Source organism: Actinokineospora baliensis (genome assembly GCF_016907695.1).
GTDB lineage: Bacteria > Actinomycetota > Actinomycetes > Mycobacteriales > Pseudonocardiaceae > Actinokineospora > Actinokineospora baliensis.
This window is the reverse complement of the sequence record NZ_JAFBCK010000001.1, coordinates 2,759,455-2,771,383: the sequence shown is the minus strand read 5'-3', so window position 1 is coordinate 2,771,383 and position 11,929 is coordinate 2,759,455. Positions and strand designations below refer to the sequence as shown.

Annotated in this window: 8 protein-coding genes, 1 tRNA gene and 1 pseudogene; 4 read left to right on the top strand and 6 right to left on the bottom strand. The window is 70.2% G+C overall.

All coding sequences use genetic code 11. The annotated features are described in order from the left end of the window. Positions 1-42 precede the first annotated feature (42 nt). The 3 genes from JOD54_RS13260 to orn all read right to left on the bottom strand — a co-directional run bounded on the left by JOD54_RS13260 (position 43) and on the right by orn (position 1,986). Positions 43-819: a S1 family peptidase gene (locus JOD54_RS13260; RefSeq protein ID WP_204450822.1), complete on the bottom strand. Its 777-nt coding sequence runs from the start codon at positions 817-819 to the stop codon at positions 43-45. 409 nt (positions 820-1,228) lie between these two features. Beyond that, positions 1,229-1,304, bottom strand: a tRNA-His gene (locus JOD54_RS13255). 76 nt (positions 1,305-1,380) lie between these two features. Further along, entirely contained in the window at positions 1,381-1,986 is a 606-nt protein-coding gene (gene orn, locus JOD54_RS13250; RefSeq protein WP_204450821.1) for an oligoribonuclease, read from the bottom strand. Positions 1,987-2,116: 130 nt separating this feature from the next. On the opposite strand from orn, the gene JOD54_RS13245 reads away from it, so the two are divergent. Further along, positions 2,117-3,595: a glutamate-cysteine ligase family protein gene (locus tag JOD54_RS13245; protein ID WP_204450820.1), complete on the top strand. Its 1,479-nt coding sequence runs from the start codon at positions 2,117-2,119 to the stop codon at positions 3,593-3,595. 3 nt (positions 3,596-3,598) lie between these two features. On the opposite strand, the gene JOD54_RS13240 is transcribed toward JOD54_RS13245, so the two are convergent. Next, a complete protein-coding gene (locus JOD54_RS13240; RefSeq protein ID WP_307859989.1) occupies positions 3,599-5,068 on the bottom strand; it encodes a PH domain-containing protein in 1,470 nt (489 codons plus the stop codon). After that, the gene (locus JOD54_RS13235; RefSeq protein WP_307859988.1) at positions 5,065-5,562 is read right to left on the bottom strand and encodes a PH domain-containing protein; all 498 of its coding nucleotides are present in this window, start codon (positions 5,560-5,562) and stop codon (positions 5,065-5,067) included. The genes JOD54_RS13240 and JOD54_RS13235 overlap by 4 nt, the downstream gene beginning before the upstream one ends. 1,262 nt (positions 5,563-6,824) lie before the next feature. Here JOD54_RS13235 and JOD54_RS13230 point away from each other — a divergent pair. Further along, complete coding sequence (locus tag JOD54_RS13230) at positions 6,825-7,034, top strand: hypothetical protein (protein ID WP_204456255.1); 210 nt, start codon at positions 6,825-6,827, stop codon at positions 7,032-7,034. Positions 7,035-7,068: 34 nt separating this feature from the next. After that, positions 7,069-8,970 carry an SDR family oxidoreductase gene (locus tag JOD54_RS13225; RefSeq protein ID WP_204450818.1) on the top strand — a complete coding sequence of 634 codons (1,902 nt, stop codon included), beginning with the start codon at positions 7,069-7,071 and terminating at the stop codon, positions 8,968-8,970. A 69-nt stretch (positions 8,971-9,039) separates the two neighbouring features. Here the strand turns inward: JOD54_RS13225 and JOD54_RS13220 are convergent. Next, positions 9,040-10,149, bottom strand: a pseudogene (locus tag JOD54_RS13220) (multidrug effflux MFS transporter); the annotation flags it as partial. Positions 10,150-10,403: 254 nt separating this feature from the next. Here JOD54_RS13220 and JOD54_RS13215 point away from each other — a divergent pair. Next, positions 10,404-11,885: a tetratricopeptide repeat protein gene (locus JOD54_RS13215; RefSeq protein WP_204450817.1), complete on the top strand. Its 1,482-nt coding sequence runs from the start codon at positions 10,404-10,406 to the stop codon at positions 11,883-11,885. Positions 11,886-11,929: the final 44 nt, after the last annotated feature.

Below are 11,929 nucleotides of genomic sequence, written 5' to 3'. Positions count from 1 at the left end.
ACAGGGTGGGGGCACCGTGGTGTTGCTAACGCCTATAGGCGCTTAGAGCGCACCGGTGTAGCCGGTGATCCAGCTCTTGTGCGCGACCACGTCGGTGTAGATGGACGGGGCCTGGGCGCACTGCGAGCCACCACCGGAGCGGCTGGTGGCGCCGGTCAGCTGCCACACGCCGCTGACGGAGATGACCTGCGGGCCACCGGAGTCGCCGTAGCAGGCACCGGCGCGGCCGCCGGGGTTGTTGGTGCAGATCTCGATCGAGCCCGAGATGCCGGAGCACCGGGAGTCGGCCACGACCGAGGTGTCGAGCTGCTGCAGGGTGACGGGGGCACCGCAACCGCCGGGGGCCGGGCAGGTCTGGCCCCAGCCGATGATGCGGCTGGCCTGGTTGGTGGCGCCCGAGCTCGCGGCGATCTTCACCGGCGCCTGGGTGACGCTGGTGCTGAGCTGGATCAGCGCGATGTCGTAGCTGCTGCGGTAGCTCGGGTGGATGATGATCCGCGACGCGCGGGCGACGGTGCCGCCGCTGGTCCGGTTGGTGGTGCCGATGCGGGCCTGCACGCTCGACGCCGACTTGCCCTGCACGCAGTGCGCGGCGGTGACGATCCAGTTGGCCTTGATCAGCGAGCCGCCGCAGAAGTGGCTGCCCGAGGTGCTCTGCAGGGAAGCCATGAAGCTGTAGGTCTGGGTGGCGTTGGTGCCGCCCACGATCGCCGGGGTCATGACCGGGTCACCCTCGGGGGCCGCGGTGGCCGCCGCGGGGGCGGCGATCGCGGTCGCCGCCGCGGCCAGCAGGCCCAGCAGCAGGGAACGAACCTTCATTCGGCACTCTCCTTCCGCACCGGGGCCCTCGTCCCGGTGACGAAAGAAAAGTAGGTAGCGCTGCGTGCCGGTCGCCAGGGGCTAACCAGCGTCCCCAGTTACCAATTGTGGTGTACCACTGACCGGGAGGGGTTGCCCGAATCATCTTCATCTGTCGGGTTGCAACCCGACACACACAGGTCAACCTGCACTTTTCGCCGCCAACTGGTCTGGTGGCCCAGCTCACTCAGCGACCCGGCACCCGCTCCGCTCTCCGAACAAACTTTTCCGCACCCCGGACACCCCCACTCCCCCGAACGGTCCAACCCGCGCTCGCCCACCGCACCGTGGGGGTCTGGGGGGTCGCCCCCCAGAAATGACGAAAGGCGACCCGGTCCGCGCTATCCGCGGACACGAGTCGCCTGTCGCCTGGGGTGAGTGACGGGACTTGAACCCGCGACTTCCTGGACCACAACCAGGTGCTCTACCAACTGAGCTACACCCACCACGCGCACCCCCGCCGGTCTTGGACCTGCGGTGCCGCAACAGCATAGCGTGCGGCTCTCGGGGGGTTGAAACCGGTTATGCCAAGGGGGTCGAGACAGCTTCCGCGACGGCCCTGGCTTCCTCGGTGGAGGGGCCTGGCTGGGGCACGAACGCCGTGCCCCGGTAGTACCTGAGCTCGCGGATCGACTCTCGGATGTCGGCCAGTGCGCGGTGGGCGAGGCCCTTGTCCGGCTGCGCGTAGTACACCCGCGGGTACCAGCGGCGGCACAGTTCCTTGATGGAGGACACGTCGACCATGCGGTAGTGCAGGTGGGCGTCCAGGGCGGGCATGTCGCGGGAGATGAAGCCGCGGTCGGTCGCGATGGAGTTCCCGCAGAGGGGGGCGACCCTGGCTTCGGGGACCCAGCCGCGGATGTAGTCCAGGACCTGGCGCTCGGCCTCGGCGACGGTCAGGGTGGAGGCGCGGACCTCGTCGGTGAGCCCGGAGCGGGCGTGCATGTCGCGCACCACGTCGGGCATCGCGGCCAGGCTGGGCTCGTCGGCGTGGATGACCAGATCGATCCCCTCGCCCAGGATGGTGAGCTCGGAGTCGGTCACCAGGGCGGCGATCTCGATCAGGGCGTCGCGGCCCAGGTCGAGTCCGGTCATCTCGCAGTCGATCCACACCAGCCGGTCGGTCACCTGCGGGAGCTTAGCCCGCGCCGCCCCGGCCGCCCGCGCGCCCGCCGCCGGTGGCGGTGATCGGGTCCGGTTGGGCCGGTTGGAGTACGCCCTGTGGCGGGTTGACCGGCGATGGATCACCCTTGGTGGCATGGGCAAGGACGTCGAGTCCACCGAGTTCACCAGGGCCGACCGGGCGCGGTTCCGGCAGAAGGTGCGCCGCTGCCTCGACGTGTTCGCGCAGATGCTGGCCGAGTCGCGGTTCGAGCACGGGCGGCCGATGGCGGGCCTGGAGATCGAGCTGAACCTCATCGACGAGCACGGCGACCCGGCGATGCGCAACGACCAGGTGCTGGCGGCGATCGCGGACCCGGCGTTCCAGACCGAGCTCGGCCGGTTCAACATCGAGATCAACCTGCCGCCGCAGCGCTTGGGACCCGGCGGGCTCGGCGCGTTCGAGCGGCTGGTGCGCGCGGACCTCAACGAGGCGGAGGCCAAGGCGTCGCGGGTGGGCGCGCACATCGTGATGGTGGGGATCCTGCCGACGCTGCGGGTCGGGCACGTGGGAACCGGGGTGCTCTCGGCCAACCCGCGCTACCGGCTGCTCAACGAGCAGGTGCTGGCCGCCCGCGGCGAGGACCTGGAGATCAACATCGGCGGGGTGGAGCGGCTGGCGGCCACCGCCGACTCGATCGCCCCGGAGAGCGCGTGCACCAGCGTGCAGTACCACCTGCAGGTCGCGCCGGAGGACTTCGCCCGGTTCTGGAACGCCAGCCAGGTGGTGGCCGGGGTGCAGGTGGCGCTGGGGGCCAACGCGCCGTACCTGTTCGGCAAGCACCTGTGGGCCGAGACCAGGGTCGCGCTGTTCGAGCAGGCCACCGACACCCGCCCGGACGAGCTCAAGGCCCAGGGGGTGCGGCCGAGGGTGTGGTTCGGCGACCGCTGGATCACCTCGATCTTCGACCTGTTCGAGGAGAACGCCCAGTACTTCTCCGCGCTGCTGCCGCTGACCGACGCCGAGGACCCGGCCGAGGTGCTGGCCAGGGGCGACATCCCCGAACTGCACGAGCTGCGGCTGCACAACGGCACCATCTACCGGTGGAACCGGCCGATCTACGACGTGGTCAACGGGCGCCCGCACCTGCGGGTGGAGAACCGGGTGCTGCCCGCGGGGCCGTCGGTGGTCGACACCATGGCCAACGGGGCGCTGTACTTCGGGCTGGTGCGCGCGCTGGCCGACCAGGACCGGCCACTGTGGACCCAGATGAGCTTCGCCGCCGCCGAGGACAACTTCCACACCGCCTCGCGCAACGGCATCGACTCGCGCGTGTACTGGCCGGGGGTGGGCGAGGTCCCGGTGACCGAACTGGTCCTGCGCCGCCTGCTGCCGCTGGCGCACGAGGGCCTCGACGCCTGGGGCGTGGACCCGGCCGACCGGGATCGGCTGCTCGGGGTGATCGAGCAGCGCTGCATCACCGGCCGCAACGGCGCGACCTGGCAGGTGGACACGGTGCGGTCGCTGGAGGCCGCGACCTCGGTGGACCGCTGGGGCGCGCTGCGCGAGATGGTCGGGCTCTACCGCGAGCACATGCACAGCAACGAGCCCGTGCACACCTGGCCCATCCCCTGACCGCTAGTCCTCGACCAAGAATTGACCGATCAGGCCGGGGATCGCTTGTTCCGCGAGGTCTAGGCCCTGGTCGTCGCCGATGTCGAGGACCGGGTAGCCGCCTGACCCGGCCGCGGTGACAGCGGTGAGGGTGAAGACGCGGGCGCGGCGTTGGAAGAGAGTGCGGGTGATCTTCCAACCGATGATGCCGTCGCGGCGTAGGGCGACTGTGCGGCGGTCTAGAGAGCCTGAGCGGGCTACTAGGTAGTCATCGGTGAGGGTGTGGCCGAGTGCTCTATAGCGGTCTAGGCCCACTAGGACGGTGATCGGGATAAGAACCGCTGCGGTGATCCAGAGCCAAGCGGGCCAAGCCGCGGTTTCTGCCAACGCGAATAGAGCGGCAGCGATCACCACCATCGGTACGACCGCTCTGACGATGCGCCGGGTCTTAGCTCGAGTTGGGTGTTGGGTGAGCGGGCTGGCAGTAGGCGCGTCGGCGACCGATAGGACGTCAGCAGTGACGTGGTCGGCTTCGGCGCGGGGCGCTGGAGGGAGAAGCAAGCTACTGCCGCCCACCTTGTTTAGACCCGTCGTCACCGCGGTCACCCTGCCGCCGCCTCCAGCGCGTAGGAGAAGCGGCTCGTGCAGCACCGCTCCCCGGAGGCGCTTCTCCTCTATGGAGACGGAACGCGTAGTGAGCAACCCCCGGCGGACGCGGACCGTGCCGTCTGGTTGACGGGTGAGCCGGTAGTTGTGGTTCTGCAGGAGGTACCCGGCGAGGGACGCCAGGACCGACAGGACGATCGCGAACCCGGCCACGACCGGGATGACCGTCGAGAACTCCGCCTCGCTGAGCCAACGCAGTGCCCTGCGGAAGGCGCCGACGTCGGAGAACCGCAGGTCGAGCTCGTTCACCAGGTTCATCAGGAACCCGATGACGATGCCGATCGTGATGAACCCGGACAACGTCAGGGGCGCGTACCGGTACCACCGCGTGTCCAGCGACGCGATGGGCACACCGTCGTCGTCCGCGTGTTCCTCGACGTGTTCGGCCCTTCGCAGCAGGGCCTGCCTTAGGCGCTCGGCCTCAACGGCAGTGACGGCATCGAGGGTGACGGTGCCCTCGCCGGGGGTGCGCTCCTGCTGCCCGGTGCCGACGCGGACGGCGGACAGGCCGAACAGGCGGTGCCCGAGCTTCGCGGTCAGGTCGACGGTGCGGATGCGGTCACGCGGGATCGAGCGGCGCTGCCGGAACAGCACCCCCTTGTGCAACTCGACCTGGCTGTCGGTGATCCGGTACTTAGTGTTCACCCACGACAGCAACCCGTACACGATGACCAGCCCGACCACCCCGGCGCTGGTGACCACCCGCCACGTGTCGAAGTTGCCGAAGAACACCAACGCGGCCAGCGGCGGCAACAACCCGATCAACTCGTTGAGCGGCCGCACCACGATCATCCTCGGGTCCAGCCGCCCCCACTCCGACCCACTCACGTCGCATCCCCCGGAGTCACCTGCGTCGTGGCCGCCAACTCCCCCACCACCCGCGCCGCCACCCCGGCGTCGAGCCCCTCGACCTTGAGCGGCCCCTGCGCCGAAGCGGTGGTGACGGTGATCGTGGACAGGCCCAACAACTGCTCCAACGGCCCCCTCGCGGTGTCCACGGTCTGGATCCGGGAGATCGGCGCCAACCGCCACTCCTGGCTCACCCACCCACTCCTGGTGAACACGGCGTCGGCGGTCGTCTCCCAGCGGTGCACCCGGTACCGCCACCGGGGCATCACCAGGGTGTGCACCACCCCCACCACCCCAGCCCCGACCGCCGTCCCCCGAACCCACCCCGGCACCCCGTCGACGACGAGCAGCACCACCCCCTGAGCCCCGACGACCACCACCCAGAAGATCACCGCCCGCAGTGTCCACAGCAGAACAGCCTTCTTGCTGACCAGGTTCGCAGGCGCCCGCAACCGCCACTCCACATCACTCACCCCCCAAGTGTCCCCCGCCCCCACCCCCCACGACGTCCACCTCCAGTACCACCCCCGACTCATCCACCCCGATCCCAGAGAACACCCCCGAGCCGTCCCACCCACCCCAGCCCTGAGCCAGCCCACCCAACCTGCCCACCGCTCCCGGAAGCCGCTGGTGCAAACCCAGCCCACCGAGCCAACCCACCCAATCTCAACCCCCCGAGTCGGCCCCGCCAGCCCGACCACCGCTCCCAGAAGCCGCAGGCACCAAATGCTCGATGGGGCGGACTTGGTTTGTGTGGGGTGGCGGTGCCCGTAGCGTTGTGCGCGGACAGGGCCATGCTTTTCGGCCCCAGCTTTGCGGTCCTGCCACGGGTAGCGCAGGGGCCCCGCGCAAACCAAGTTCGCCCCATCGAGCACACCGGACCGCCACGAACCGGCCCCGCCAACCCAGCCCACCGAGCCAGCCCCGCCAGCCCGACCACCGCTCCCAGGAAGCCGCCCACCCAATGCTCGATGGGGCGGACTTGGTTTGTGTGGGGTGGCGGTGCCCGTAGCCTTGCCTCGCTGCAGGGCCATGCTTTTCGGCCCCGGCTTTTGCGGTCCTGCCACGGGTAGCGCAGGGGCCCCGCGCAAACCAAGTCCGCCCCATCGAGCACCCCGCACCACCACGGATCCAGCGCAATGCCGAAGGCGAGCCGACCCCGAAGCCGCTGGTGCCACCCCCGCCCACCGCTCCCAGAAGCCGTCCACCCGAACTGCTCGATGGGGCGGACTTGTTTTGCGTGGGGTGGCGGCAGTCGTAGCGTTTCAGCGCGGACAGGGCCACGCTTTTCGGCCCCAGCTTTGCGGTCCTGCCACGGCTGGCGCAGGGGCCCCGCGCAAACCAAGTCCGCCCCATCGAGCACACCCCACCCACCACGGACCCGGCCGCAATGCCGCAGGCGAGCCGACCCCCGAATCCCTTGTCACGCACCAGAAACCACAGCATGCGCAAGATCAACAGATCCAAAAGCCCCCGAATGCACATCCTACGAAGCCAACCCGACAGAACAGGCACAGCGAAGAGAGCCTGTGGACAACCAGCACCGTTGTGGACAACTCGCAACCACCAGAAGCCGCCACCGCGACCGCGCTCCGTTGACAAGCAACCGGCCCCCGCGCCAGTCCGGGAAATCTTGAGATCGCGTCACTTTCGTCGTCACGGGTCGTTACCGTGCCCGTCACCACGGTGTCGGGTCGTGCGACCCGGTGGATCGGGGGTGGAGGGGTAGGTGCGGGTGAACAGCCACAGGGAGTGGTCGGTCAGCTGTCGCGACATCGCGGGGCGGAGGCGGGATGTGACGGTGTTCGTGCGCGGGGGGCGGGTGGTGCTGGTGGCCCCGCCGGGGGAAACGGCGATCTTCTCGCCGTTGGACATCGGGCGGTTGCGGGCGGCGCTGCGGGACGCGGTGGTGGACGCCACGGTCGACGGGGAGGAGCTGGGGTAGCTACTCTGGAGTAGGTACCGTCATGGGAGGCAGCGTGGCAACCTACTTCGTCACCGGGGCTACTGGGTTCCTCGGCCGCAGGCTGGTCGAACGGCTCGTCGCGCGGGCGGGCACGAGCGCGGTGTACGTGCTCGTGCGGCAGCGCTCGATGGACCGCTTCGCCGAAGCCTCGACGCGGTGGGGGCGGTCGGACCTGGTCGTGCCGGTCGTCGGTGATCTCGCTGAGGCCGGTCTCGGGGTGGATCTCCCGCACGCGGTCGACCAGGTCGTGCACTTGGGCGCGGTGTACGACTTCACCGCGCCCGCCGAGGACAACGAGCGCGCCAACGTGGCGGGTACGCGGCACGCGCTGGAGTTCGCGGCGGCGGTCGGTGCTGGGGTGTTCCACCACGTGTCGTCGATCGCGGTGGCGGGTGACCACCGGGGGCGCTTCACCGAACGCGACTTCGACCTCGGACAACGGCACCACTCGCCCTACCACGCGACGAAGTTCGCAGCCGAGCGTCTAGTGCGCGAGCAGGACCGGGTGCCATACCGCGTCTACCGGCCTGCAGCCGTGGTCGGCGACTCTCGCACAGGTGAGATGGACAAGGTCGACGGCCTCTATTACTTCCTTCCCGCCTTGACACGCCTCGCCCGGCTGCCTAGGGCGTTGCCGTTGGTACTACCGGATCTGGGCGGTACTAACGTCGTCCCGGTCGACTACGTCGTGGACGCCATGGTGCACCTCATGCATGCGGACGCGCCTTCGGGCTCGACCTATCACCTCACGCACAACGGTAAGCAGCCTGTCGCCGATGTCTTCAACGCGCTCGCGAAAGCCATTGGCGCGCCACAGATCCGGGCAACCCTGCCCATCACACTGCCCAAGGTTCGCGCAGTGCGCCCTGTCCCCGCCGCCGTCTTGAACGAGCTAGGCGTGCCGGGAGAGGTCTTGCCGCACATGGATCTGCCAACGGTGTTCGACTCCACGGCGACCGTCGAGGCCCTTGACGGGATCACGCTCCCGGACTTCGCCACCTACGCCGACGTCCTGGTGAGCTACTGGTCGAAGCACCTGGATCCGGAGCGGCACCAGGCTAGCTCCTTGCGCGGCAGGCGGATCGTCGTCACCGGGGCCTCCAGCGGTATCGGCCGGGAAACCGCGCTGATGCTCGGCGACCGTGGAGCAACGGTCCTCCTCGTCGCCCGCAGACAAGCTGAGCTCGAAGAGGTACGTGAAGAGATCGAACGAGCAGGGGGCACGGCGTCCACGCACCCGTGCGACCTGACCGACTCCGACGCCGTCGACGCGTTGGTCAAGGAACTCGGCGTTGTCGACATGCTGGTCAACAACGCGGGTAGGTCCATCCGCCGCGCGGTCCACCTGTCCGTCGACCGGCTTCATGACTACGAACGCACCATGGCCCTGAACTACTTCGCGCCACTACGCCTCACGCTGGGCCTCCTCCCCGGAATGCGCGCAAGAGGCTTCGGCCGGATCGTCAACGTCACCACGATGGGCCTACAGACAGACACTCCACGCTTCTCCGCATACCTGGCGTCAAAGGCAGCCCTTGAAGCCTTCGGCCGCGCGGCAGGTCGCGAGCTGCTCACGGACGGCGTGACCGTATGCGCCGTCCGGATGCCATTGGTCCGCACGCCGATGATTGGTGCCACTGACGCCTATAAGGGCGTCCCCGCCACTTCGCCCAAGACCGCCGCGAAACTCGTAGTGCGAGCCTTGACCAACGAGGCAGAGGTCGTCCAACGGCCCGAGGGGCTGGCGATGGAGCTACTTCGGGTGGTCGCACCCGGCCTGGCGCGCCAAGTCCTCAACATCGCCTACCGGCTCACCGGCGAGTCCGCCCCCGAGGCCAGGACCCGGCCCGAGCGCCCCCTCCCCGTCCTCGCCACTGCCCTCGTCCGCCCGCTCTGGCGCGGGCTGCGGCGCTGACGGCCGCATCAGCGCGAACGTCGCGATCCCGCCGACCGACAGCACGGCGATCACGATGGCCATCGGCAGCGCGGTGTGCCCGCCGCCCAGCCCGACCAGCGGCGAGGCGACGCCGCCGATCACGAACTGCAGGACCCCGATCAGCGCCGACGCCGCCCCCGCGTCGCGCCCGTGCTCGGCCAGCGCCAGCGCCGTCGAGTTCGGACTGATCATGCCCACGCTGGCCACCGACACGAACAGGGTCACCAGCAGCCACCACAGCCCGAGGTCCGCGGCGACCGCGACCAGCACCCCGAGCCCGCCGACCGCGCCGACGACCAGCCCGGCCACCAGCAGCGCGCGCGGCTGGACCCAGCGCAGCAGCAGGGAGTTCAACTGGGAGACGAGCATGATCCCCAGCGCGTTCGCCGCGAACACCAGGCTGTACTGGCGCGGGTCGAGCCCGTGGATGTCCTGCAGCACGAACGACGACCCGGCGATGTAGGCGAACATCGACGCGAGCACGCACCCGGCCGACACGGCGTAGGCCACGAACGTGCGGTCGGACCCGATCCGGACGAAGGTGCGCAGCGTGCGCCCCAGCCGCGCCGGGCCGCGGTGGTCCCTCGGCAGCGTCTCCGGCAGCCACAGCGGGGTCGCGACCAGCAGCACCGCGCCGAAGCAGGCGAGCACCACGAAGATCCCCGACCACGACGTCCAGCGCAGCACCTGCCCGCCGATGACCGGTGCCAGCAGCGGGCCCAGCCCGTTGACCAGCATCAACGCCGAGAAGAAGCGGGCCATCGCGGCGCCGGAGAACACGTCGCGCACCGCGGCCCTGGCGATCACCACGCCCGCCGCCGCGGCGACACCCTGCGCGAACCGCAACGCCACCAGGGCGTACACCGAAGGGGCGACGGCGCACACCAGGGAGCTGACCACGTACAGGCCGAGGCCGACCAGCAGCGGCCCGCGCCTGCCCAGCGAGTCCGACAGCGGCCCGGCCACCACCTGGCCGACCGCGAGACCGATCATGAACGTGGTCAGGGTCAGCTGCACCTGCGCCGCACCGGTGCCCAGGCTGGTCGCGAGCTCGGGGAAGGCGGGCAGGTACATGTCGATCGAGAGCGGGCCGAACGCCGACAGACCGCCCAGGATGAGCGCGAGGCGGACCCGGGAGATCGGCGGCTGGGCGGACACCACCCGAGTCTAGGAACCCGCATGGCCGATCCGGGAGCGAAAGGTGGGCCGATAGGACGAACACCACGTGGCGGTGCGTAGTCACGCGTGCGGGTGAGCGGATGCGGCCACTCGGGTGTGGTTGGCGGTAAACGGGTGAATTAGTCACCTGGGCGGAGGACACTGGTGTCGCCATTCGTGACCGGTCCGCGCGCGTCGCCGCTGATCCGACCGGTGGCTTGACACACTGGAGGCCCCAGGATCGGGAGGGTGCCATGGCCGAGTCGATCGACGCGGTGCTCGTCGACGCCGCGCGGCTGACCGCCGCCGGACGCCCCGAGGCGGCCGTCGAGCTGCTGCGACCGCTGCTGGTGACCCACCCGGACCACTCCGAGGCGTGGTGCAGGCTGGCCGCCGCGCTGCTGGACGCGGGCGACTACCAACTGTGCCTCGACGCCGCCAAGCGCGCCATCACGCTGGGCGAACGGTCCTGGGCGCACCGGCTGGCCAGCCTGTCGCTGGCCGAGATGGGCCGCCACGACGAGGCCGTGGTGTCCGCGCGCGAGGCCGCGCGGCGCGACCCGGGCGATTGGCGCTCGCTGGTCACCCTCTCGGAGGTACTCGGCCCGTCCGAGCCGGAGGAGTCGCTGCGGATCGCGCTGCGCGCGGTGGACGCCGCACCGGAGGTGCCCAGGGTGCACGAGGTGCTGGGCATCGCGGCCGCGCGCGCCAACGACACCGAACTCGCCCGCCGCGCCTACACCGACGCGCTGCTGCTCGACCCCGGCAACGCCGAGGTCATCACCAAGCTCGACGAGCTGCCCCAGATCCCGACCCGGCGGACCGTCTCGGCCACCGGCGGGTTCGCCCGCAGGCTCGCCAACGGCACCGGGGACTACGTGGAACCCCCCGCGCGACCGACCGCCGAGCCGGTTGTCGTCGAGCCCGTCATCGTGGAGTCCATCGTCGTCGAGCCACCGGCGGTCGAGCCGCACCCGGCGGAGTCCGCCGTGGACGACCTGCGGCCGGAGGCGCTGGAGCCGCCGCCGTGGACGGTCGAGTCCGAGTGGCGGCAGCGGATGTCGGCGGTGTGGCCGGTGCCCGCCAAGCCGGACGACGCGGAGATCGAGCCGATCATCCAGGTCGTCGCCGAGCCGGAGCCCGTCCCGGTGCGACCCGACCCGCTCGCCGCTCCGGTCACGCTGGTGAAGCCGGTCAACGGCACCCGCCGCCCGCGCAAGCGCACCAGGGAACTCCCGATCTCCGACGACTCCGCGGTAGCCACCCCGCCGCACCAGGGCCACCCGGTGCCTCCCGGCGCGACCGCCACCGCGGAGCAGGTCGCGTTCACCCGCTCCCGCCGGGTGTCGCTGTGGCTGATCCTGCGCCGGGCCGCGGGCTGGCTGACCATTGGGGGATTTGTCCTATTGGTGGCGGGAATGCCGCTGCCGAGCCCGCTGCTGGTGTGGTTCGCGCTCGCGTTATTGCTGTTCGTCACCGGAACCACCGCTTTTGGTTACCGCGCCATTCCGGCCGCCGAGCGGCCCACCCCGCGCGAGCTCGCCAACCGGGTCCCGCTCATCGCCGCTGGCGCCGTCCTGCTGCTGTCCGGCCTGCTCATGCTGGGTGTGTGGACGCTCACGCTGGCGTTCGGCCTGCTCGACACCGACCTGCTGGTCCCCGCGCTGGTGCTCGGTCTCGCCGCGTCCGCGGTGTCGTGGTTTGGCCTCTGGCGAATACGGATCGCCTCCCGATAAGGTGCGCGGGTCAGTTTTCGATGGGGAACCGCGTGCGGGGGTCG